At 65.9% G+C, this 23,923-nt stretch carries 19 protein-coding genes; 13 read left to right on the top strand and 6 right to left on the bottom strand.

Annotated features, from left to right (window positions below):
* The 8 genes from sufC (at position 1) to AC4GYS_RS04235 (ending at position 6,355) form a co-directional block, all read left to right on the top strand.
* The gene (gene sufC, locus AC4GYS_RS04200) at positions 1–867 is read left to right on the top strand and encodes a Fe-S cluster assembly ATPase SufC (protein WP_491107850.1); all 867 of its coding nucleotides are present in this window, start codon (positions 1–3) and stop codon (positions 865–867) included.
* Entirely contained in the window at positions 864–1,613 is a 750-nt protein-coding gene (locus AC4GYS_RS04205) for a SufD family Fe-S cluster assembly protein (RefSeq protein ID WP_491107851.1), read from the top strand. The genes sufC and AC4GYS_RS04205 overlap by 4 nt, the downstream gene beginning before the upstream one ends.
* An 83-nt stretch (positions 1,614–1,696) precedes the next feature.
* Complete coding sequence (locus AC4GYS_RS04210; RefSeq protein ID WP_491107852.1) at positions 1,697–2,869, top strand: aminotransferase class V-fold PLP-dependent enzyme; 1,173 nt, start codon at positions 1,697–1,699, stop codon at positions 2,867–2,869.
* On the top strand, positions 2,869–3,333 hold the full coding sequence (locus AC4GYS_RS04215; RefSeq protein ID WP_491109355.1) for an SUF system Fe-S cluster assembly protein: 465 nt from the start codon (positions 2,869–2,871) through the stop codon (positions 3,331–3,333). The genes AC4GYS_RS04210 and AC4GYS_RS04215 overlap by 1 nt, the downstream gene beginning before the upstream one ends.
* A complete protein-coding gene (locus AC4GYS_RS04220) occupies positions 3,333–3,689 on the top strand; it encodes a HesB/IscA family protein (RefSeq protein ID WP_491107853.1) in 357 nt (118 codons plus the stop codon). Before AC4GYS_RS04215 ends, AC4GYS_RS04220 begins: the two co-directional genes overlap by 1 nt.
* A gap of 39 nt (positions 3,690–3,728) precedes the next feature.
* Positions 3,729–4,004, top strand: a complete 276-nt coding sequence (locus AC4GYS_RS04225; protein WP_491107854.1) for a hypothetical protein — start codon at positions 3,729–3,731, stop codon at positions 4,002–4,004.
* A 52-nt stretch (positions 4,005–4,056) separates the two neighbouring features.
* The gene (gene thrS / locus AC4GYS_RS04230) at positions 4,057–6,075 is read left to right on the top strand and encodes a threonine--tRNA ligase (protein ID WP_491107855.1); all 2,019 of its coding nucleotides are present in this window, start codon (positions 4,057–4,059) and stop codon (positions 6,073–6,075) included.
* The gene (locus AC4GYS_RS04235; RefSeq protein ID WP_491107856.1) at positions 6,059–6,355 is read left to right on the top strand and encodes a GCN5-related N-acetyltransferase; all 297 of its coding nucleotides are present in this window, start codon (positions 6,059–6,061) and stop codon (positions 6,353–6,355) included. Before thrS ends, AC4GYS_RS04235 begins: the two co-directional genes overlap by 17 nt.
* Here the strand turns inward: AC4GYS_RS04235 and AC4GYS_RS04240 are convergent.
* The gene (locus AC4GYS_RS04240) at positions 6,352–7,029 is read right to left on the bottom strand and encodes a hypothetical protein (RefSeq protein WP_491107857.1); all 678 of its coding nucleotides are present in this window, start codon (positions 7,027–7,029) and stop codon (positions 6,352–6,354) included. The two genes, AC4GYS_RS04235 and AC4GYS_RS04240, sit on opposite strands and share 4 nt — an antisense overlap.
* Positions 7,030–7,238: 209 nt before the next feature.
* Here AC4GYS_RS04240 and infC point away from each other — a divergent pair, with 209 nt between their 5' ends.
* Positions 7,239–7,784, top strand: a complete 546-nt coding sequence (infC, locus tag AC4GYS_RS04245; RefSeq protein WP_491109356.1) for a translation initiation factor IF-3 — start codon at positions 7,239–7,241, stop codon at positions 7,782–7,784.
* A 161-nt stretch (positions 7,785–7,945) separates the two neighbouring features.
* Positions 7,946–11,095 carry a TonB-dependent receptor gene (locus AC4GYS_RS04250; RefSeq protein ID WP_491107858.1) on the top strand — a complete coding sequence of 1,050 codons (3,150 nt, stop codon included), beginning with the start codon at positions 7,946–7,948 and terminating at the stop codon, positions 11,093–11,095.
* A gap of 70 nt (positions 11,096–11,165) precedes the next feature.
* On the opposite strand, the gene AC4GYS_RS04255 is transcribed toward AC4GYS_RS04250, so the two are convergent.
* A complete protein-coding gene (locus AC4GYS_RS04255) occupies positions 11,166–13,877 on the bottom strand; it encodes a [protein-PII] uridylyltransferase (RefSeq protein ID WP_491107859.1) in 2,712 nt (903 codons plus the stop codon).
* Positions 13,877–16,486 carry a DNA mismatch repair protein MutS gene (gene mutS, locus AC4GYS_RS04260; protein ID WP_491107860.1) on the bottom strand — a complete coding sequence of 870 codons (2,610 nt, stop codon included), beginning with the start codon at positions 16,484–16,486 and terminating at the stop codon, positions 13,877–13,879. The genes AC4GYS_RS04255 and mutS overlap by 1 nt, the downstream gene beginning before the upstream one ends.
* A gap of 55 nt (positions 16,487–16,541) precedes the next feature.
* Here mutS and AC4GYS_RS04265 point away from each other — a divergent pair, with 55 nt between their 5' ends.
* Positions 16,542–18,821, top strand: coding sequence for an NADP-dependent malic enzyme (locus AC4GYS_RS04265; RefSeq protein ID WP_491107861.1), 2,280 nt, complete (start codon positions 16,542–16,544; stop codon positions 18,819–18,821).
* On the opposite strand, the gene AC4GYS_RS04270 is transcribed toward AC4GYS_RS04265, so the two are convergent.
* Positions 18,818–20,908, bottom strand: coding sequence for a RelA/SpoT family protein (locus AC4GYS_RS04270; protein WP_491109357.1), 2,091 nt, complete (start codon positions 20,906–20,908; stop codon positions 18,818–18,820). The two genes, AC4GYS_RS04265 and AC4GYS_RS04270, sit on opposite strands and share 4 nt — an antisense overlap.
* 149 nt (positions 20,909–21,057) lie before the next feature.
* Between AC4GYS_RS04270 and AC4GYS_RS04275 the strand changes: the two genes are divergently transcribed.
* Positions 21,058–21,570, top strand: coding sequence for a winged helix-turn-helix transcriptional regulator (locus AC4GYS_RS04275; RefSeq protein ID WP_491107862.1), 513 nt, complete (start codon positions 21,058–21,060; stop codon positions 21,568–21,570).
* A 15-nt stretch (positions 21,571–21,585) separates the two neighbouring features.
* Here AC4GYS_RS04275 and rpoZ read toward each other — a convergent pair whose 3' ends face one another.
* Positions 21,586–21,927, bottom strand: coding sequence for a DNA-directed RNA polymerase subunit omega (gene rpoZ, locus AC4GYS_RS04280; RefSeq protein ID WP_491107863.1), 342 nt, complete (start codon positions 21,925–21,927; stop codon positions 21,586–21,588).
* Positions 21,928–22,081: 154 nt separating this feature from the next.
* Between rpoZ and AC4GYS_RS04285 the strand changes: the two genes are divergently transcribed.
* Positions 22,082–23,254, top strand: a complete 1,173-nt coding sequence (locus tag AC4GYS_RS04285; protein WP_491107864.1) for a phospholipase D-like domain-containing protein — start codon at positions 22,082–22,084, stop codon at positions 23,252–23,254.
* A gap of 1 nt (position 23,255) precedes the next feature.
* On the opposite strand, the gene AC4GYS_RS04290 is transcribed toward AC4GYS_RS04285, so the two are convergent.
* Positions 23,256–23,894: a class I SAM-dependent methyltransferase gene (locus tag AC4GYS_RS04290; RefSeq protein WP_491107865.1), complete on the bottom strand. Its 639-nt coding sequence runs from the start codon at positions 23,892–23,894 to the stop codon at positions 23,256–23,258.
* Between the last annotated feature and the right edge of the window lie 29 nt (positions 23,895–23,923).

Here is a 23,923-nt window from a genome sequence, read left to right on the forward strand (position 1 = left end):
ATGCTCCAAATCACCAACCTCCACGCGACCGTCGCGGACAAGCCGATCCTGAACGGCCTCACCCTCACCGTTCCGGCGGGCGAGGTGCATGCGATCATGGGGCCGAACGGGGCGGGCAAGTCGACGCTGGCTTATGTGCTCGGCGGGCGGCCGGGGTATGAGGTGACGGGGGGCTCCGTCTCCTTCACTCCAACCTGTCACCCCCGCGAAGGCGGGGGTCCATCTCCTGCACCATCAGCCCTGAACGACGGTCGGGAGATGGATTCCCGCCTTCGCGGGAATGACGGGGTACGGGGCGGCAATGACAAGGGGGAAACCCTCGACCTCCTCGCCCTCGAACCCCACGAGCGCGCCGCCGCCGGGCTGTTCCTCGGCTTCCAGTACCCGGTCGAAATCCCCGGCGTGTCCGGAATGCAATTCATCCGCGAGAGCCTCAACGCCCAGCGCCGCGCCCGCGGCGAGGCGGAGCTGTCCGGCGCGGAGTTCATCCGCCTCGCCCGCGCCGAAGCCGCGGAGCTCGGGATGGACGTCGAGATGCTCAAGCGCCCGGTCAACGTCGGCTTTTCCGGCGGCGAGAAGAAGCGGATGGAAATGGTGCAGATGGGCATCATGCGTCCGCGCTTCGCCGTGCTGGACGAGACGGACAGCGGCCTCGACATCGACGCGCTGCGCATCGTCGGCGCGGGGATCAACCGCATCATGCGCGCGCCGGATCGCGGCGTGCTGCTGATCACCCACTACCAGCGCCTGCTCGACTATGTGCAGCCCGACCGCGTGCACGTCCTCACCGCCGGCCGCATCACCCGCAGCGGCGGCCCCGAACTCGCTCACGAGCTCGAGCGCGAGGGCTACGCGGAAGTCGCATGACCGTGCCGTTCCCCACCCGTGCCCAGGAGGCTTGGCGCTACGCCGATCTGGACGCACTGAAGAGAGTCTGGAGCGACCTCGAAGCGCCCGGGCAGATGGTCATTCCGGCTGGCGAGAAGCAGTGGCACGTGCTGCTGCCGACGGACGAACCCGTGCAGGTCCGCCGCGCCGAGATCATCCTCGAACCCGGCGCGGAGCTATCGATCTTCGCCCTCAACACCGCTTGCCGATACGGCCGCTATGAGCTGGACGTCGAAGTCCGCGACGGCGCCAACTTCACCTTCGACGGGGCCAACATCGGCGGGGATAGCGCGACGCAGGAAATCGTCACCGCCGTCCGCCACGTCGAGCCCAACGGCACCTCGCGCCAATACGTCCGCTCGGTCCTCGCCGGCAAGGCGACCGGCAGCTACCTCGGCAAGGTCGCGGTTTCCCGCCATGCGCAGAAGGTCGATGGCGAACAGTCGGTCAAGGCCATGCTCCTCGACCGCGGCGCGACGGCGAACTGCAAGCCGGAGCTGGAGATCTACGCCGACGACGTGAAGTGCGCTCACGGTGCATCCGTCGGCGAGCTCGACCCCAATCAGCTGTTCTACGCCCTCTCGCGCGGCCTGCCACCGGCCGAGGCCAAGGCGCTGCTGCTCGAAGGCTTCGTACTGCAGCTGTGGGACGACGTACCGGACTTGGGCCAGCGCGAGGCGTTGATCGAGGCGAGCCGCGCGGCGCTGCGGAAGGTCGTGAGGTGAACAAGCCCGATCTCGTCACCCCGGCCTTGAGCCGGGGTCTGCCTGCCTTCGCAAGTGAAGGCGGATCCCGCGTCAGACCCGGGATGACCGATGCCCTCAACGTCCGCGACCAGTTTCCCGCCATCGCCAACTGGCACTATCTCGATTCCGCCGTCTCGGCGCAGAAGCCGCAGGCGGTGATCGACGCCATTACCCAAGCCTACGCCCGCGATTACGCCTCCGTGCACCGCGGCATCTACCAGCGATCGGCCGACATGACGCTCGCCTACGAGGCAGCCCGTGCCCGCGCTGGCAACCTTATCGGCGGCGCGGCGGAGGAGCTGGTCTTCACCCGCGGCGCGACTGAGGCGATCAACCTGGTGGCACACGCGCTGCCGAAGGAAGGCCGCAACCGCGTCCTCCTCTCCGCTCTGGAGCATCACAGCAACATCGTGCCGTGGCAGCTCGCCGGCTACGAAATTGATGTCGTGCCGCTCACAGCCGACGGGCGCATCGACCTCGACGCTGCCGAACGCGTTCTCACCGACCAGCATCGCGTCGTCGCCTTCGCGCACGTCTCGAACGTGCTCGGCTCCATCCTCGATGCGCAGCGCGCCGCCGAGATCGCGCACAGCAAGGGCGCGCTGCTTCTGCTGGACGGCTGCCAGGCCACCCCGCGCCTGGCGGTCGATGTGGTCGAGATCGGTGCCGACTTCTACGCCTACTCCGGCCACAAGCTCTACGGCCCGACCGGCATCGGCGTCCTGTGGAGCCGCAAGGCGCTGCTAAACTCCATGCCGCCATGGCAGGGCGGCGGCGCGATGATCGACCGCGTGACGTTCGAGCGCACCACCTTCATGCCCCCGCCGCAGCGGTTCGAGGCCGGGACGCCCCACATCGTCGGCGGCATCGGCCTATCCGCCGCGATCGACTGGGTCGAAGGCATCGGCGTCGAGCGCCTCCATGCCCACGAAGCGGCCTTGGTCGCCGAGTGCCGCGACCGGCTCCGTGCGCTCGGCTTTGTTACCCTCTACGGCCCGGAAGAAAGCGCCGGCATTGTCAGCTTCACCGTCGAGGGGGTTCATCCACACGACGTTGGCACCATATTGGACGATGCGGGCGTGGCGATCCGGGCCGGTCACCATTGCGCCCAGCCGTTGATGGACCTGCTGGGTGTTCCGGCGACCTGCCGCGCCAGCTTCGCCGCGCATTCGGACAGCAGCGACATCGATGCGCTGGTGAGCGGCCTCAAGCGTGTGAAGAAGATATTCGGATGATGGGCGAAGAACGCAAGATCGAGGTTGAGGAAGTCACGGAGGTGACCCCGCCGCCGCGCGTCCGGGTGGAAAGCGCCGGCGAAACCTTTGAACGCAAGCGCGATTATCTCGCCGGTTTCCTCGCCGAGAAGCCGGCCGAGACGCCCGCGCACGGCCCGGGCGGCGACGTGCAGGCGGCGATCGTCGAGGCGTTGAAAACCATCTACGATCCTGAGATCCCGGTCGACATCTACGAGCTCGGCCTGATCTACGACGTGGCGGTCGATGAGGATGGCGACGCGGTGGTCACCATGACCCTGACGACGCCACACTGCCCTGTGGCCGAGTCGATGCCGGGAGAGGTGGAGTTGCGCGTCCTGTCCGTCCCCGGCGTGCGTGATGCGGAGGTGAAGCTCGTCTGGGATCCGCCATGGGACCCGTCGAAAATGAGCGACGAAGCCCGCCTCGAACTGGGAATGCTGTGATGGCCGACGTCAAGACCCGCACCCGCCCAGCCGCGATCACGCTGACGCCTGCCGCCGAGCAGCGCATCGCCGACCTGATGAGCCGCGCGCCGCAAGACGCCATCGGCGTCAAGCTCTCGACCCCGCGTCGCGGCTGCTCCGGTCTCGCCTACTCGGTGGATTATGTCACCACGGAGGACCGCTTCGACGAGAAGATCGAAACCCCCGGCGGGACCTTTTACGTCGACGGCGGATCAATCCTGTACCTCATCGGCTCCGTCATGGACTGGCGCGAGGATGATTTCACCGCGGGCTTCGTCTTCGACAATCCCAACTCCAAGGGCGCCTGCGGCTGCGGCGAGAGCTTCACCGTCTAGGGCCGTTCATGGTATGACTCCCCTGTAAGGAGGTGAGTCATGCGTGCGCTGTTGCTTCCCATTGCCGCGCTGATCCTCGGCGCTCCGGTTGATCCGCGGTCCAGTCTCGCCGCCGACATGCCGGTCGTGAACCCGCAGGCCCAGCCCGCAACCTGCCCGGAAACGCCCATGTCTCTTGCCCGCAGGCAGGGAGAGACTCCGCAGGCCGAGATCCTCGACCGGCTGCCGGACGCCATGATGTTTGCCGCAGTCGACCGCCGCATCGACGGTTGCCCCGCGCCCCTGGTCCTCAGCCGCCAGCCAGCCGAGCGCTAAACCCGGCAGAAGGGGGTGCAAATGCTGCGCCGCACCCGCTAATGCGCGGCCCATGTCCAAGATGTTCCGAATCTCGCTCCCCGACGGCTCTGTGCGGGAAATGCCGGAAGGCTCGACGCCCGCCGACGTCGCCGCCGCGATCGGACCCGGCCTCGCCAAGGCCGCGCTTGCTGCGCGCATCAACGGCGAAGTGCGCGACATCACCCGCCCGTTCGAGGAAGACGCCGAACTCGCGCTGATCACCCTGCGCGATGAAAAGGATGCGCTGGAACTGGTCCGCCACGACTATGCCCACGTGCTTGCCGAGGCGGTGCAGAACCTGTTTCCCGGCACGCAGATCACGTTCGGTCCGGCGACGGACGACGGCTTCTACTACGACTTTGCGCCGGCCGCCGAGCGCGGCCCGTTCACGGACGAGGACTTGCCCGCCATCGAGGAAGAGATGCGCCGCGTCATTGCCCGCGACGAGCCGCTGATCCGCGAAGTCTGGAAACGCGAGGACGTCCGCGACTTCTTCCGCCGCACTGGCGAGACCTTCAAGGCCGAATGGGTGATGGAACTGCCCGAGGGCGAGCCGATCACCATGTACCGATCCGGTGAAGGCGACGGGAAGTGGATGGATCTTTGCCGCGGGCCGCACCTGGCCTCCACCGGCAAGCTCGACCCGCAGGCCTTCAAGCTGACGCGGGTGTCGGGTGCTTACTGGCGCGGCGATCCCAAGAACCCGATGCTGAGCCGGATCTACGGCACGGCCTGGCTCAACAAGAAACAACTCGCCGAGCACCTGACCCGTCTGGAGGAGGCCGCCAAGCGCGACCATCGCAAGCTTGGGCAGGAAATGGACCTGTTCCACCTCCAGCAGGAAGCGCACGGCTCCATCTTCTGGCATCCGAACGGCTACCTGATCTGGCGCCAGCTGGAGGCCTATATGCGCCGCGCGATCGACGCGGCCGGCTACCAGGAAGTGAAGACCCCGCAGGTGATGGACGCCCGCCAGTGGGAACAGTCAGGGCACTGGGGCAAGTATCGCGAGAACATGTTCGTCATTCCCGACGAGGTCCCGAACACCGAAGACGAAGGTCCCGTTATCAGCGGTGAAGCCGACTGGATGGCACTCAAGCCGATGAATTGCCCGGCGCACGTCCTGATCTTCCGCCAGGGCATCAAGAGCTATCGCGACCTGCCGCTGCGCCTGTACGAGAACGGTTGCTGCCACCGCAACGAGCCGCACGGCGCGCTGCACGGGCTGATGCGTGTGCGTCAGTTCACGCAGGACGACGCCCACATCTTCTGCCGCGAGGACCAGATCGTGGACGAGGTCCGTGCCTTCTGTGCGCTCGCAGACCGGATCTACCAGGATTTCGGCTTCACCTATTCGATCAAGCTCGCGCTCCGGCCCGACAAGCGGTTCGGCTCGGACGCCGATTGGGACAAGGCGGAGAATGAATTGCGCGATGCGGTGGTGTCGGCCGGCCTCGCCACGCCGGAATATGGGTGGGAAGAGCTGCCGGGCGAGGGCGCTTTCTATGCGCCCAAGCTCGAATGGCACCTGACCGACGCGATCGGCCGCACGTGGCAGGTCGGCACCATCCAATCCGACCGCGTGCTGCCCGATCGGCTCGATGCCGGCTACATCGGCGAGGACGGCGCAAGGCATCGTCCGGTGATGCTGCATCGCGCCATCTTCGGCTCGTATGAGCGCTTCATCGGCATCCTGATCGAGCATTACGCGGGCAAATTCCCGCTATGGCTGGCGCCCGTGCAGGCCGTGGTCGCGACCATCGTCTCGGATGCGGACGGCTATGCCCAGCAGGTTGCGGCCCGGCTCAAGGCAGCCGGCCTCCGTGCCGACGTCGACCTTCGTAACGAGAAGATCAACTACAAGGTCCGCGAGCACAGCCTCGCCAAAGTTCCGCTGCTGTTGGTCGTCGGCAAGCGCGAAGCCGAGGAAGGCACCGTCGCGCTGCGGCGGCTCGGGTCGGAGGAGCGGCAACTCGTCATGAGCCTGGACGAAGCGGTCCGGATGATCGCCGCCGAGGCCGTTGCGCCGGACCTTGCCCGACCGGACTGATCTGGAACGCCGCTGGCTGCACCTCACGCGAACGGCGCTGCCGGCGGTCGCGGTGATCCGCGGCTGGCCGATCCGCAACGACCATTGCTTTCAACGGGTCCTGCTCGACAATGCCGGCGGCTGCTGCTGGTACGAGCGCATCGCGGCCCGGCCGGCCTATCGCCACGCGCCGGAACCGTTGCTCGCCACCGCCATCGATCTCGGCGAGCAGGTCCTTGCCGGCAAGATCGACCTTCCTGAGCTGAACCGCCGCTCGCTGGGCTGGCGCGGCAAGCGCTAGGGTTTGGGCAGTTCCGGACGGCGGTGGCTGTCCGTCACCCCGTCGAAATAGCGGTGAAGCACTTCCAGCCGCTGGTCGTCGGCGCCGCGCACCTCCTCACGGGCCAGCTCCGCCTGACGGCCGATCTGCTCCAGCCGGTCGAGGGTACCATCCAGATAATGGCGCCGCTCCTCCGCCGTGCCGCGTCGGCAGCGATCGTGACAGGCGTCCAGCAGCTCCGGCACGCGCCGTTCCAGCGACAGCAGCAGCGACTGGTGCGATGCAGACAGGCCGGGCGAGTCCCGCTCGGCCAGGAAGCCGCGGATCGACGCCCGCGCCGCCCGTGCCCGCCGCTGGTCCGCCGCGCCGAGCAGGCGTTCGAAGCTGCGCCAGCGGGGGTCGAGCAGGTCAGCGGTCGAGGGCAGGCCGCTGCGGCTCTCGCCCGCCCGCCCCTGGCGGCGCCGAGCCGACCAGCCGATCCGCGCCGCAATCAGCAGCACTCCCAGGCCGACCACTGCCGCCCACATCTGGTCGAATTCCAGTCCTGCTACGCCCAGCGCAAGCCCGACCAGCGCCAGCAGCGACGCCAGGCCGATCAGGATCGCGCGCCACAGGCGGCTCATCGCTGGACCGGCACGATGGTAGACCGCGATCAGGGCCGCAAAGCCCAGCGAGCCTGCGATCGCAACCAACACTCTCAACATCCCGGCAAACTCTCCACACGCATGGGCGGCAATGTAGTGTGCGGCAGATGCGACGGGGAGAGGCGCCGACTTGCAAACTGACGCCGGACCGCCACATCGTGGCTGAATTCTGCGGCCCTGGCGGGCTGCCCCCTTCCATTCGGGCCGTGAAAGCCTTAGCTCGCGGCGCTGAACCCCAATTGCCTTAAGGAGATTGCTTCATTCCACCGCCCTATCCGCGCCGCCCGCAGGCGCCGCCGCAATTCACCGGCCCTCGCTACAATGAGTTCATCCAGTCCCAGAAGGTCCGGGTGATCGACGAGAACGGCGAGAATTTGGGCGTGATGTATACGCGCGAAGCTTACGAACAGGCCGTCAGCGTGGGCCTCGACCTGGTCGAGATCAGTCCCAACGCCGATCCGCCCGTCGCGAAGTTCCTCGACATCGGCCGCTTCAAATATGAAGCCCAGAAAAAGGCCAACGAGCAGCGCAAGAAGCAAAAGACGCAGGAGATCAAGGAGATCAAGATGCGTCCCAACATCGACGACCATGATTACGACACGAAGATGAAGAAGGTCGTCGAGTTCCTGGAGGAAGGTGACAAGGTCAAGGTCACCATGCGCTTCCGGGGCCGCGAGATGGCGCACGGCCAGCTCGGTATGGCGGTTCTGCAACGCGTCGCCGAGCAAACCGGTGAGATTGCCAAGGTCGAGGCCCATCCACGGATGGAAGGACGCCAGATGCTGATGGTGCTCGCCCCGAAATAACGCGCTGCGTTGCAGCAAAAGCTGTTAACTTTGCTGCAACGCATCATGTTGCTTCCGAGTAACAGGGGCGATGGATTGCTTTGAGCAACCCGCCCCCGTCGCTTCCGTCAGAGGCGTTGCTGCACTAGCACTAACCCCAACAGGATTCTGGAGGGGTACTCATGCGCAAGTCCATTTGGCTGCTTTCGGCCGGTCTTTTCGCCATTTCCACGCCGGCTTGGGCGCAACAGACCGATACCGATCAGGGCTCGGCCCAGCCCACGGATGGCGCAACCGCCGAAGGCGCAGCGGTAGACGCGCAGGCAACGACCGCGCAGGAGCCGAACCCGACGGAGGTGCAGGACAGCGGCGACATTGTCGTCACCGCGACCCGCCGTAACGAGGCGCTCTCGGATGTTCCGCTCGCTGTCAGCGCGGTCACCGCCGGGCAGCTCGACAACACCGGCGCCAGCGATATCCGCCAGCTGCAGCAGGTCTCTCCCTCGCTGCTGGTTTCCTCCACCCAGTCGGAGGCCGGCGCCTCCACCGCCCGCATCCGCGGCATCGGCACAGTTGGCGACAACCCAGGCCTTGAAAGCTCCGTCGCCCTGTTCATCGACGGCGTGTACCGTTCGCGCACCAGCGTCGGCCTGACCGAACTGGGCCAGGTCGAGCGCGTCGAAGTGCTGCGTGGTCCGCAGGGCACGCTGTTCGGCCGCAACGCGTCCGCCGGCCTGATCTCCGTCATCACCGCGCGGCCGAAGTTCACCACTGAGGTGAACGGCGAAGTCACCATCGGCAACTACGACTTCCGGCGTTTCGAGCTGGGTGTGACTGGTCCGATCACCGACGCGCTGGCGTTCCGCGTGGACGGTATCATGGTCAAGCGGGACGGCCTGCTCAAGGACATCATCTCGGGCCGCGACGTGAACGATCGCGACCGCTGGCTGCTTCGTGGTCAGCTCTTGTACCGGCCGACCGACGATTTCTCGGTACGGATTATCGGCGATTATACCCGCCGGAACGAGGAATGCTGCGCCGCGCCGTACCTGCCGGCAACCGATTATGTGAACACCGGACCGGGCTCGTCCGAGGCCGCGCCGTCCACCTTCAAGGCGATCATCCAGGCGCTGACGCTCAACCCGGACGCCGTTCAGGACGATCCGTTCGAGCGGGACGTGACCATTTCGCCGGGCCGCAACTATCGTTCCGACGTGAAGGACTGGGGCCTGTCGGCCGAGGCCGTTTACGACTTCGGCGGCGCGGAACTCACCAGCGTCACCGCCTACCGCTACAACGACTACAAGCGCGGGACGGACGTCGATTACGGCCTGCTGGATTTGGTCTATCGCGACGGCGACATCGCTTTCAACCGCTTCAAGACGCTCAGCCAGGAAGTTCGCCTTCAGGGTGAGGGGCTCGGCGGGAAGCTCGACTGGCTGGTCGGCGGCTATTACGCCAATGAAAAGCTGCGCAGCGTCGACACGCTTGCATTCGGCCGCGACTACACCCGCTTCGCGAACTGCCTCATCGGCCTCAACTTCGCCAGCACGGCCGGCAATCTTGCGACGTCTTTGGCTGCGACCAACCCTGCGCTGGCGGCACAATTCGCCGCAGCCGCGGGCGGGATCGTCAATCCGCTCAACCCGAATTGCTTCGCCACGGGCGCTGCTGCCTTTGCGCCGCTGTTCGGTGCCAGCGCCCCGGTCCTCGGCGCGTTCGCCACGTCGGGCCCGCTGACCAACAACAGCGGCTTCGCGGCGCTGTCGTTCGCCAGTCCGTTCGTCCCGGATTTCCTCAGCTTCGAGGACACGGGCTTCATCGACGACTTCAAGCAGACCAGCAACAACCTGGCCCTGTTCACCCACAACATCTTCTCGTTCACCGACCGCCTGAAGCTGACGGTCGGTGCGCGCTACACCATGGAGCGCAAGAAGCTGGATGCCGAGCTGCGCGACAACAACAGCATCTGCACCGGCTTCAGCAGCACCAACGCGCTGAACCCCTTTGGCGGCCTGTCGACGCTGCCCTGCGTCATCCCGAGCGTCCCGGGTGGCGCGCTGGATCTCGACGGCAAGCGCAAGGAGAACAAGCTGTCGGGCACCGTGGTGCTCAGCTACAAGCCGACGGACAGCCTGCTGACCTACGCCTCCTATTCGCGCGGCTACAAGGCGGGCGGCTTCAACCTGGACCGCTCGGCCCTCAGCCGCGCGATCTTCCTCACCGCGCAGCCGGCGCCGCTGGCACCGTTCCTTCCCCCGACGCTTGCCGCGGGCGCGATCTGCACATCGGCCAACACCGGCGCCGCTGCCGATCCGTTCGGGCGCTGCGCCGAGGTGGCAAGCGCCGACCAGCTCGAGTTCAAGCCGGAAATCAACGACGCCGTCGAGCTCGGCGCGAAGTTCAACGGCCGGGGCATCGACATCAACGTCGCCGTCTACCAACAACTCTTCAAGGACTTCCAGCTGAACACCTTCAACGGGGTCAACTTCCTCGTTGAGAACATCAACAGCTGCAAGGATGACCTGAACGGCGCCGACACCGACAACGACGGTACCCCTCCGGGCACCGGGGCCTGCGACGGCGGCACACGCGCCGGCGTTCGCTCGCGCGGCGTGGAATTCGAGTTGTTCAGCCGGCCGTTGCCGAACGTCAACTTCAACTTCGGTGCGACCTATTCGAACACCAAGTATCGCGACAATCTGGTCGGCACCGACGGCCGGCCGCTTCCGACGGCGCTGTTCCAGCTGCCGGGCCGGCGCCTGTCCAACAGCTCGCTGTGGACCGTCACCTCCAGCCTGGCGTGGACCCCGCCGATCGGCGACAATCTGAAGGGTCTGGTCTACATCGACGCCCGCCACCAGTCGCAGTTCAACACTGGCTCCGATCTCGACATCGAAAAGGTGGAGAACGGCTACACCGTGTTCAACGCCCGCTTAGGCCTCCGCGACCGCAACGACCGCTGGTCAGTGGAGTTGTGGGCGCAGAACCTGTTCGACACGGACTATAAGCAGGTTGCTTTCGATGCCCTTCTTCAGGGTAGCGGAACGCGTCGCGGGACCGAGCGTGGACTGACCGAGGGCTTCTATAACCGCTCGACCCAGTTGTACGGTGTGTTCCTGGCCGAGCCGCGGACCTTCGGCATTACCCTGCGTGGCAAGTGGGCGCCGCCGGTCCGCGTGGCCGAGGCCGCTCCGCCGCCACCCCCGCCGCCGCCGCCGCCGGCGCCAACCCAGACCTGTGCGGACGGGTCGGTGATCCTCGCGACCGACAGCTGCCCGGTTGCACCGCCGCCGCCTCCGCCGCCGCCGCCTGCGCCTGAGCGGGGCTAAGCCCGGGCGATCGATAAGGAAGGGGGCTCCGCGATCAGCGGGGCCCTTTTTCGTTGAAGCTGACCGGACTTCAATTCGCGAGTGGACCGCGTTCCACTGCAGCAAGCAGGCCGTGGTGCAAGCGTTCGGCCGTCCCATCGTCAAGCTTATGGCCGGCCGCGTCCGTCAAGTAGAAGACGTCCACCGCCCGCTCGCCATAGGTCGCGATATGGGCCGAGTGAATGACGAGCCCCAGTTGGTGGATGGCCCCGGCGAGGGTCGCCAGCAGACCGGGCCGGTCCGGGGCGTTGACCTCGACCACGGTGGTCCGCCGGGACGCTCGCCCGGTGATCGTCACGGCCGGAGCCACCGTGAACGGCGCGAGTTCCGGGGACGCAGCAACTTTGGGTGGTCGAGGGGGCTCAGGACTGGCCAGGGCCGCTTCGACGGTTCGGGTCAGCCGGGTACGAAGCCGCTTGTCGGCATAGGCGAGCCCCTGACCGTTCTGAACCAGCAGATTGTCGAGTGCCAGCCCGTCGCGAGTCGTGTGGATACGAGCATTGACCACCGACGCTCCGCCAGCCGCGAGCCCGGCCGCGATCCGATAAAACAGGCCTGGCCGATCGGGTGCAAATACCGTCACCCGCGTTGCGCCATCCTCCTGACCTTCGATCCTCACCTTTGGGGCGGAGTCCCCGATCCGGCTCTCCGCCTCCGCGATCAGCTTGGCGTTGGCGAATAGGCATTCGGGCGGCTCGGCAATCCAATAGCTGTCAGGCAGTCGCCGGAAGTAAGCGCGCAGCGCGCCTGTTGGCCAGCCAAGGTCTCGCCCAAGCTGCTGCTGCTTGGCGCTAACCACTTCGGCCCGGCCACGTTGCTTGTGGCCAAGGCGCAACCGCTCTTCGGCCTGATCGAAAAGGGTGCGCAGCAGCCGGCGCTTCCAGTCCGTCCAAGTGCCGGGGCCGACGGCACGGATATCGACCACGGTGAGGATCAGCAAAAGCCGTAATCGCTCCGGACTAGCGACCGCAGCGACGAAGTCGTCGATAGTCTTCGGATCGGCCGGATCGCGTCGGAACGCGGTGAAGCTCATCAGCAAGTGATGACGAACCAGCCAGGCCACCGTGTCTGTTTCCGAGGCGGTTAGCCCAAGGCGCGGGCAAAGACGGCGTGCAATGTCCGAACCAAGTTCGGAATGATCGCCGCCCCGGCCCTTCGCGATGTCGTGCAGCAGCACCGCAACGTAAAGGGTTCGACGGGAGCCGATCTGGCGGAACAGCGCGGTCGAAAGGGGATGGTCTTCGCTCAGTTCGCCACGTTCGATCCGCCCCAGTAGTCCGATCGCCCGAATGGTGTGCTCGTCCACCGTGTAGTGGTGGTACATGTCGAACTGCATCTGGGCGACGACGCGTCCGAAGTCGGGCACGAAACGGCCAAACACGCCGGTTTCATTCATCCAGCGAAGCACGACATCCGGCCGGTTCGGGTCTGTCAGGACGTTCAAGAAAAGCGCGTTGGCCAGCGGATCGTGGCGGACCTTGTCCACCAGCCGGGCATTCGCCGCCGCCGCTCGCATCGCTTCGGGGTGAATGTCGATCTGCTCGCGCGCCGCGAGCGCGAACAATTCCAGCAGACGCGTCGGTTGCTCGGCCAGGAAAGCCGCTGACGGGACCGACAGCCGGCCGCGGTCGAGCACAAAGCCGTTCAGGCGGCGTGGCCGGCGCTTGATGGTCGGCAGAACGAAGCGACGATTCTTCTGTCCCAACTGCTCATCCAGCTGCGCCAGAAAAAGACCGGTGAGGTCGCCGACGGTCTTAGCCTGGAGGAAATAGAAGTGCATGAACCGTTCGACCGCGGACTTTCCCGGCCGGTCGGCGTAATTCATGGCGGCCGCAATCTGCCGCTGGAACTCGAAGCTCAGGCGTTCCTCGGCCCTGCCGGCCGCGAGGTGAAGATGGCAGCGCACCGACCAGAAAAAGCGTTCGGCCCGGTCGAAGCGACGGAATTCAGCCACCGAAAGCAGGCCCGCACCGACCAGCTCGGCCGGGCTTGCAACCCCATGCACATATTTGCCGATCCAATAAAGCGTATGGAGGTCGCGAAGACCCCCTTTGCCGCTCTTCACGTTGGGCTCCACGACGTAGCGGCTGTCCCCCATCCTGACGTGCCGTTCATCGCGTTCGCCCAATTTCGCCGACACAAATTCCGCCGCGCTGCCGACCACGATTTCGCGCCGGAACCGAGCGCAGGCGTCCTCGAACAACTGTTGATCGCCCCACAGAAAGCGGGCGTCCAGCATTGCGGTCCGCACGGTCATGTCGCTGCGAGCCAAGGCCAAGAGTTCAGGCACCGTTCGGCTGGCCTGCCCGACCTTCAGCTTCAGATCCCACAACAGGTACAGGGTCGCTTCCACCACCTGCTCGCACCAGGGTGCGCGCGGATGAGGGGTCAGAAACATAAGGTCGACGTCGCTGAACGGCGCCATTTCTCCCCGGCCGTAGCCTCCCAGCGCCACCAGAGCGATGCGTTCGCCCGCCGTCGGATTCGGGTTTGGATGGCTTGCGGCCGAATGATCGAAGGCCAGCCGAACCAGCTGATCGGTCAGGTAGGCGGTCGCGGCGGCATGGACGCGCCCGCTCGCCGGATCCCGGGCAATCCGCCGGGCGATTTCGCTGCGACCTGCCGACAGGGCCTCACCCAGCAAGGTCGATGCGTCTGCGCCACTGGCTAGTTGCTCCCCAAGCGTCCGACGATCGATGATCCGGCGCTTCTCACCGACCGCTTCGAAGCGTTCGTGGAGCATCAACCGTGCTCGGCAGCTAGCCGCTTCAGCCGGTAAAGCGCATCCAGCGCTTCCCGCGGGCTGAGCGCGTCTGGATCCACCTGCTCCAGCGCCTCTCGCACTTCGTCGACCTGCTCCGGCGGCGGGGCAGCGGCGAACAGGGGGAGGTCATCGAGGCCGGCCGCGATACCGCCCGTCGCGTCTCGCCCCGCCTCCAGCTTGGCGAGCACCGCCTTGGCCCGCGCGACGACTGCCGGCGGCAGCCCCGCCAGTCGCGCGACCGCGATCCCGTAGCTCCGATCGGCCGCCCCGGCGGAGACTTCGTGCATCAAGACCAGGTCGCCCTTCCATTCGCGGGCGCGCACATGATGAAGCGATAGGCAGTCCAGCCGGTCCGACAGTCGGGTCAGCTCATGGTAATGGGTGGCGAACAGGGTTCGGGCGCCGACCCGGTCGTGCATCGCTTCGACCACTGCCCAGGCGATCGCGAGGCCGTCATAGGTCGACGTGCCGCGCCCGATCTCGTCGAGGATGACCAGGCTGTGCTTCGTTGCCTGGGCCAGGATCGCGGCAGTCTCCACCATCTCGACCATGAAGGTCGAGCGCCCGCGCGCCAGATTGTCGGACGCGCCGACGCGGCTGAACAGGCGATCGACGATCCCGATCCGGGCCCGGCCCGCTGGGACGAAGCTGCCGGCCTGCGCGAGGAGTGCGATCAATGCCACTTGCCGCAGGAACGTCGACTTGCCGCCCATGTTGGGCCCGGTGATTAGCCACAGCCTGTCGGCGGGCCCCAATGAGCAGTCATTGGCGATGAATCGCTCGCCGGCTGCGGCCAGGGCAGTCTCCACCACCGGATGCCGCCCGCCTTCGATCTCGAGACATGGCTGATCGGCCAACTGCGGTCGGCACCATCCGCCTTCCGCGGCGCGTTCGGCATGGCTTGCGGCCACATCGATGCGGGCGACCGCATCACCGGTCCGAATGATCTGCGGAGCCGCCGACGCCGCGAGGGCGGTCAGCTCCTCCAGATGGGCAGCCTCGGCCGCAAGCGCGTGGGCACCCGCCTCCACGACCCTGCTGGCTTCGGCATGAAGATCGGGCGAATTGAAGCGGACGGTTCCGGCCAGGGTCTGGCGATGCGTGAAACCGCTATCTGCCGCCATCAAGCGGTCCGCGTGCCTGGCGGAAACCTCCACATGATAGCCCAGCACGGCGTTGTGCCGGATCTTGAGCGAACCGATGCCAGTGGCTTCGCGATAGGCCGATTCGAGCGCGGCGATCGCACGACGGCCGTCCGACGAGACAGCGCGAAGCCGGTCGAGCTCGGGATCGTAGCCGTCGGCGATATAGCCGCCCTTGGCCGCATCCAGCGGGGGGGATTCGATCAGCGCTGCCGTCAGGCGAGCGACAAGCGCCTCGTGCCCGACAAGGTCCGGCAGCAGGCTTTCGAGCAGTTCCGGACGGTCGGGTTCGGAGGCCAGCTGCTGCCGGAGGCCGGACGCCGCGGCGAGCCCACCGCGAAGCGAGCTGAGGTCGCGGGGACCGCCCCGCCCGGCAACCAGCCGCCCGAGCGCCCGGCCGATGTCCGGCATCGCCCGCAGCGCTTCGCGAACCCGGCCACGCCGAAGCGCGTCCTGATGCAACCAGGCGGCGAAGTTCAGCCGCGCATCGATGTCACGCCGCCCCAGCAGGGGCGTTGACAGATCGCCTCCCAACATACGCCGTCCCGCCGCCGTGACGCAGCGATCGACTTCCCCCAACAGCGACCCGGCGACCTGGCCGTCGCTGGTGCGGCAGATCTCCAGGCTGGTGCGGGTCGCCGAATCAATCGCCATATGCTGCAACCGCTCGATCCGGTGGGGAGCGCCGAGGAAGGCGGTGGCCTGCTTCTGCGTTGCGTCCAGATAGGCCAGTAGTCCGCCGGCGGCCGCAAGCTCGGCCCGGCCAAGCTCTCCGAAACCATCGATGCTGGCCAGGCCGAACCGGTTTTTCAGCGCACGCTCACCGCTGGCTGGATCGAAACCGCCCTTGCCTGGCGTGCAGCGGACACCGCGATGCTCACCGTCCGCAATGATTTCCGCCGGGGACAGGCGTGCAAGTTCTGACTGCAGGTCGCCGGGACCGCAGGCAATCAGCTCAAACCGACCGGTCGAGATATCCGCGGCGGCAATGCCCCAATCGTCGCCGATGCGCGCGACCGACGCCAACCAGTTGGGAGCCGCGCTGTCGAGTAACGCGTCTTCGGTGAGCGTTCCGGGAGTGACCAGGCGGACGATCGCCCGCTCGACCAGCGCCTTAGACCCCCGCGCCTTGCGGGCCTCGGCCGGGCTTTCCGTTTGCTCGGCAATGGCCACGCGGTGGCCGGCCTTGATCAGGCGAGCCAGATAGCTTTCCGCCGAATGCACTGGCACGCCGCACATCGGCACCGGCTCTCCGGCGTCCGACCCCCGCGCGGTCAGCGCAATGTCGAGGCACCCGGCCGCGATCCGGGCATCTTCGAAAAAAAGTTCGAAAAAGTCGCCCATGCGATAGAACAACAGGGCGTCACCGGCCTCAGCCTTGAGGCGGTGGTATTGCTGCATCATCGGGGTCGCCCCCGAACCTTGCTGGACGTCGGCCCGGGCCATGGTGGGGGCCTACCGCGATTTGTCGCGCTGCGAAACGGGGGTTAAGGGCTCGGGCATGTCCGAAAGCAACGTCAAGTTCTCCGAGGCCGAGGCCCTCCACTTCCACGCGCGCGGCCGGCCCGGCAAGATCGAGATCATCGCCAGCAAGCCAATGGCGACGCAGCGGGACCTCAGCCTCGCCTATTCCCCCGGAGTCGCTGTGCCGGTGCGCGCCATCGCCGATGACCCTGCCGCGGCCTACGACTACACGGCCAAGGGCAACCTCGTTGCCGTGATCTCCAACGGCACGGCGATCCTTGGCCTCGGAAACCTTGGCGCACTTGCGTCCAAGCCGGTGATGGAAGGCAAGGCGGTCCTGTTCAAGCGCTTTGCCGATGTGGACTCGATCGACATCGAGCTGGCGACGGAGGACTGCCAGGCATTCATCGAGGCGGTTGCGCTGATGGAGCCGAGCTTCGGCGGCATCAACCTTGAGGACATCGCGGCGCCCGACTGCTTTGTGATCGAGCAGACGCTGCGTGAGCGAATGAACATTCCGGTGTTCCATGACGACCAGCACGGCACCGCGATCATCACCGCGGCCGGTCTGATCAATGCCTGCCTGCTGACCGGCCGGCAGCTTCAGGACATCAAGGTCGTCGTAAACGGCGCCGGTGCCGCCGCCATTGCCTGCACCGAACTGATCAAGGCGATGGGGGTCCGCGGCGACCAGGTCATCATGTGCGACCGCGCGGGCGTGATTCACAAGGGCCGCGACGATCTCGATCAATGGAAAAGCGCGCATGCGGTGGAAACCGACCGGCGGACGCTGGCCGATGCGCTCGTCGGTGCGGACGTCTTCCTCGGCCTTTCGGCGGCGAAGGCATTAAAGCCGGAATGGGTTCTGGACATGGCGGCCCAACCGATCATCTTCGCCATGGCCAATCCGGATCCCGAGATCACGCCGCCCGAGGCCAAGGCCGCGCGGCCGGATGCGATCGTCGCGACCGGCCGTTCCGATTACCCGAATCAGGTCAACAACGTCCTTGGATTCCCGTTCATCTTCCGCGGCGCGCTCGATGTTCGCGCGCGGGCGATCAACGACGAGATGAAGATCGCCGCCGCCCAGGCGCTCGCCAATCTGGCGCGCGAAGCGGTGCCGGAAGAGGTCGCGGCGGCCTATGGCGGGATGAGCCAGCGTTTCGGGGCCGACTACATCATCCCCGCTCCGTTCGATCCACGGCTGATGGAGGTCGTGCCCGCGGCCGTGGCCGAGGCGGCGATGCGCTCGGGCGTGGCGCAAAAGCCGATCGACAACATGGCGGCCTATCGCCAGTCGCTCCGCGCGCGGCTCAATCCCACCGTGTCGGTGCTGAGTCTCGCCTATGAGGCGGCCAAGGCCAATCCGAAACGGGTCCTTTTCGCAGAAGGGGAAGAGCACAATGTCCTTCGCGCCGCGATCGCGTTCAAGGACGGGGGACTCGGCACTCCGGTGCTGGTCGGGCGCGAGGATGTGCACGACCGGCTGAAGGAGCTGGGAGTGGATGACCCGTCCGGCTTTGAGGTGCTCAACAGCCGCAACTCGCCGCTGGTCGGGCGGGCGGTGGATCATCTCTATGCCCGGCTGCAGCGCAAAGGCTACCTTCGCCGCGAGATCGAGCGGATGGTGAACCAGGACCGCAACTATTTCGCTGCCGCCATGCTCGCCCTGGGCGAGGCGGATGCGATGATTACCGGCACGACCCGCCCATTCAGCCAGTCTTTGAAGCAGGTCCAGACGGTCATCGACGATGATGGCGCGACACCCTTCGGCATCAACATCGTGGTGGGCCAGAACCAGACGGTGCTGATCGCGGATACCGCGGTCACCGAACGGCCGACCGCCGAGGAGCTGGCCGCGATCGCGACCCGCTCGGCCGCCTTCGCCCGCCGCATGGGCCAGGAGCCGCGGGTCGCGTTTACCAGCTACACGACATTCGGCAATCCTCCCGGCGCCTACATCGGCGCTCTGCGCGAAGCGGTCGCGCTCCTCGACAGCCGGGAAACGGACTTCGAATATGAAGGCGAGATGTCGCCCGAGCTTGCCCTGAATCATGAGATGCAGCGTCGTTTCTACCCATTCAGCCGGCTGACCGGTCCGGCCAACATTCTCATCATGCCGGGGCTCCAATCGGCCAGCCTGTCGGCCAAGCTACTCCGCGCGGTGGGTGGCGAGAATGTGCTCGGACCGTTTCTGGTCGGCATGAAGCTGCCGGTCCAGATCGCGCCGATGACGGCGAGTGCGACCGATCTCGTGACGTTGGCGGTGCTGGCCGCCGGCGGTGCCGAGCGGGCGCGGGGCCGGCCCGCCGGCTAGATCCGCTCCGCAGTCGAAATCTGATCCGCCGCCCGCAGCGCCGCGACGATGGCGTGGAGGTGGGCCAGGTCGTGCACTTCCACATCGACATGGAAGGTGTGGAACGATCCGTCGCGGTGGACGAGCTGCAGGTTGATGATATTGGCGCCTTTGCCGCCCAGAATGCCGGCCATCACCCCGAGCGCGCCGGCCACGTCGCGCAGGATGATGCACAGCCGCGCCGTGGCGCCGTCCGAGCCATCGCCCCAGGCAAGGTCGAGCCAGTCGGCGTCAATCCCGCTCGCTAGTTTTTCGCACCCGATCGCATGAACCTCGATCTCCTCGTCCTCACGCCGCAGACCCACGATCCGGTCCCCGGGCACGGGGTGGCAACAGGGCGCGAGGTGGAAGGCGACGCCGGCGGTCAGGCCCTTGATCGAAATCGCCTGACGCTGCGCCGCCGGCCGCGGGGCGACGTCGCCGCCGGTGGAGCCGGGCACCAGCGCTTCCATCAGCATGTCGTCGCTTAATCGCTTGCGGGCGATCGCGACCATCAGCGCGTCCTCGTCCTCGATCTTCAGTTTCTTCAGTGCCCGCGGCAGCGCTTCCTTGGCGAGGGGGACGGGCAGGCGCGCGACGATCTCGTCATAGATCTTGCGGCCAAGCTCGATGGTTTCGTCACGCTCCTTGTGTCGAACGAAACGACGCACCGCCGATCGGGCCTTGCCGGTCGCAACGAATCGTAGCCATGACGGCTGAGGATGCTGGGCATCGGAGGTCAGGATTTCGACCTGATCGCCGTTCTCCAGCAGGGTCCGCAACGGTACGACCCGCCCGTTCACCTTGGCGCCGACCGTCTGGTCGCCAAGCCTGGTGTGCACTGCGTAGGCGAAGTCGACCGGCGTTGCGCCTTTCGGCAACTGGATCAGCTCGCCCTTGGGAGTGAAGGCGAAGATCCGATCCTGGTACATCGCCATCCGCGTGTGTTCGAGCAGCTCTTCGGGGCTGTCGGCATGGTCAAGGATTTCGACCAGATCGTCGATCCACGGCACCTTGATGTCCGCGACCGGCTTGCCCTCCTTGTAGGCCCAGTGCGCCGCCAGGCCGCGCTCCGCCCGCTCATGCATCTCGCGGGTGCGGATCTGGACCTCGATCCGCATCTTGGAGTCATGAATGACGGAGGTATGCAGGCTGCGATACCCGTTGCGCTTGGGCGTGGAGAGAAAGTCCTTGAACCGCCCTGGGACCATCGGCCAGCGCTGGTGGATCAGGCCCAGCGCGCGATAGCAGTCCTCGACATTGCCGACGATGACCCGGAACGCCATCACATCTGACAGTTGCTCGAAGCTGATGTGCCGTTCGGCCATCTTCTTCCAAATGCTGTACGGGTGCTTCTCCCGGCCGGTGACCTCCGCTTCCAGGCCATTGTCGGCCAAGTGAAGCTGGAGGCCGAGGCCGATACGGCTGACGATATCGCCGCCTTCGGCATGCAACTGGGCCAGCCGCCGGGTGATCGATGCGTAGGCATCCGGCTCGAGTTGCCGAAAAGCCAGCGTCTGCATCTCGTTCATGATTTCGTACATGCCGATCCGCTCGGCGAGCGGGGCATAGATATCCATGGTCTCGCGCGCGATTCGGCGGCGCTTGTCCTCGTTCTGGATGTGGTGAAGCGTCCGCATGTTGTGCAGCCGGTCGGCCAGCTTCACAAGTAGGACCCGGATATCGTCGGATAGCGCGAGGAGGAACTTGCGCAAATTTTCCGCCGCACGCTCGTTTTCCGACTGCGCCTCGATCTTCGACAGCTTGGTAACGCCATCGACCAGCCGGGCGACGTTGGCCCCGAACAGTCGCTCGACCTCGTCCGCGGTCGCCACCGTATCCTCGATCGTGTCGTGAAGGATGCCCGTGACGATGGTCTCGTCGTCCAGCTTCAGGTCGGTGAGGATGCCAGCCACCTCGATCGGATGGCTGAAATAAGGGTCGCCCGACGCCCGCGTCTGTGAACCATGCGCCTTCATCGAGAAGACATAGGCGCGATTGATCAGCCCCTCGTCAGCGTCGGGGTCGTAGGAGCGTACCCGCTCGACCAGCTCATATTGGCGCAGCACTGCCGCTATGTGGGCTGTGCGGGACACATGTTGCAAGTGCGAATAAGTGACGCGTCGCGCGCCCGGCTGATCCATGTTACACATCCGTATCTGTTCAATCGGCTGCGGATGTGCTTCTTTCCGTGGGCCGAATGGAAAGGAGCGCGTGCTTGGCTCGCAATATCCAGCACATCGATGCCTTCAAGGCGGCTGCCCGCCGTTGCCCGTTGCCAAGTGCGATCGAACTGGTCGGCGAAAAATGGGCTTTCCTCATCGTTCGCGGCGCGCTCAACGGGCTGCAGCATTTTGAGCAGTTTCAGGCGTGCCTCGGCATTGCCCGCAATATTCTGTCGGACCGGTTGGCCAAGATGGTGGCCGGGGGCGTGCTGCAGCGATCGGCCGACCCGTGCGACCGGCGCAAGGTCATCTATTCATTGACGCCCAAGGGCGAAGCGCTGCTGCCCGTCGTGTTGGCGTTACGCCAGTGGGGCCTGGAATGGGGTCACGGCAGCAACGATCTGGTCGCGGCCGACGTCCGGGACGGCAAGCCCATCCGAAAGATCGCAATCCACGCCCATGATGGGCGCGAGCTCAAACTGCATGAGCTGATGTGGATCGACGGCAGCCAGGGCGACGCCGGACGAAGCGAACAGCTTGGTCTGGCTACGAGCGACGCCGCCTAAGGGCGGCGCCAGCGCTTACTCGTAGTCGCCGCCGCTTGGCGTCGGACGCGGCGGGGCAGCAGCAGTGAGGCGCAGAGCCTCGGCCGATTCGCTCAGGCTCGCCAGCTCGTCCGTTTCGTCCTCTTCGTCGATGCGAACGCGCTGGAGGCTGCTGATGACCGCCTCGTTAAGGTGGGCCGGGCGGACGGTTTCTTCCGCGATTTCGCGCAGCGCGACCACCGGGTTCTTGTCGCGATCGCGGTCGATCGTCAGGTCCGCGCCGCCGGAAATCTGCCGGGCCCGCTGGGCCGCAAGCAGCACCAGGTCGAAGCGGTTGGGAATCTTGTCGACGCAATCTTCGACGGTGACGCGTGCCATGGACGGCCTGCCTTTTTCGCAAATCTTTGGAAACGGAGAGCATCGCACCTAGGGAGAGGCTGGCACCAAGTCAAGAAAACTGGCTTGGCTGGTCGCGTCGGCGTGTTCTCACATCAACCCTTGCCACGTGTCTTTCGCCGCTCCAAGTCGAGGCATGGCCGAAGCCGACCCCATGCCCTCGGCAACGTCGCGGATCACCGCAACGGTGGCAGGAACGCATCTTGAATTGCTGCAAGGCGGGCGGGAACGACTCGACGTCCTGCTACGCCTCATCGATGAGGCCCAGCACAGCATCAAGCTGTTGTTTTACATGTTCAATGCGGATGCAACTGGTGAAACCGTGCGCGACGCGTTGCTTCGCGCGGCGGGGCGGGGGGTCGAGGTGCGCCTCCTCCTCGATGGGTTCGGCTCCTCGATCACCGCCGCGTTCCTTGCGCCAGTGGCGGAGGCCGGTGGCAGGTTCATCCTGTTCCACCCTAGCCTGGGGCGTCGATATCTGTTGCGCAATCACCAGAAGTTGCTGGTGGTGGACGACCACAGGGCGATCACCGGCGGCGCCAATATCGATACGCATTATGTCAGCGATCACGGACCCGAACATTGGCGCGACCTGTGGCTGCTGCTCGACGGGGCGGCGGTACGGGCGGCCGGCCGCTACTTCGACGCGATCTGGCGTTGGAGCGCGCAGAAAGGCGGGCGGATTCGCAGTCTCAGGCGGATCATCCAGCGCCATTCCCAGCGCAAGGGCGCTCTTCAATGGTGGTTTTCCGGTCCAATGCGCCGGCGCAACCCGTGGCCGGTCCAGATTGCCCGGGAGATCGTCAACAGCAGCCGACTGGATTTGATCAGTGCTTACTTTTCCCCGCCGTTCGCAATGATGCGGCGGCTGGCGCGAGCCGGTCGCAGCGGGCGGGTCCGGATCATCACCGCGGCCAGATCAGACAACAACGCCACTATCGCCGCGGCCCGTCACACCTATTCGAAACTGCTGCGAAACGGTGTCGAAATGTACGAATACGATGCGGCCAAGCTCCATTCCAAGCTCGTGATCGTGGACGACGTCGTGCACATCGGCTCCAGCAACTTCGACTTCCGCAGCCTGCATCTCAATCTGGAGGTGATGGTGCGGATCGACGATCCGTCTTTTGCCGAGCAGTGTCGGGCCTATTTCGACGGGGAATTGGCGGACAGCGTTGCGATCACGCCGGAATTGCACAAGCAGCGGGCCGGCTGGCTCCGCCGGGCCAAGTGGACGGTGAGCCATTGGTTGGTGACCACTATGGATTACAACGTCACCCGCCGGCTCAATTTTGGCACGGAGAGGTAGATTACTTGGGCTCGCGGTAAGCCCAGAACAGCGTGGCCGGCGGAACGTTGATCCACTCGAAACCGCGCTCGATGCGTTCGAACACCGGGGCGATGAAGTCGCGCACCTTGGGGCTGAACTGGTAGACCAGGAAAGCGCCGCCGGGCCGGATGACGCGGGACGTCGCCGCGCCGATTGCGTCGCCCACGCCTGGCGGCAGGGTCGAGAAGGGCAGGCCTGACAGCACGTAATCGGCGTGCGAAAAGCCGCGATCTGCGAGGATTTTTTCAACGTCCGCCGCGGAACCGGTCACTGCCAGCAGGCGCTGGTCGTCGATCGATTCGCGCAGATAGGTGGTGAAATCTTCGTTGGTGTCGATCGTCACCAGCGTCGCGTCCGGGGCGAGCCGTTCCAGGATCGGGCGAGTGAAGGTGCCGACCCCTGGGCCATATTCCACGAACACCTTCGCGTTCGCCCAATCAACCGGCGCAAGCATCTTGTTGATGAGCTTGGAGGACGACGGAATCACGGAGCCGACCATCACCGGGTGCTTCAGGAAGCCGCGGAGAAACTGCAGCTGCGGATTCGGGCGGCCGCGTCTTGCCTGGCGGCGCTGAAGGCGGCGCTGTTCCTTAAGCGCGCGGGCTGACGTGGCTTGCATGAGGGCTCCGATAGGGCGGGAAGAACGCG

The sequence above is a fragment of the Sphingomonas sp. SP1 genome (assembly GCF_058313395.1).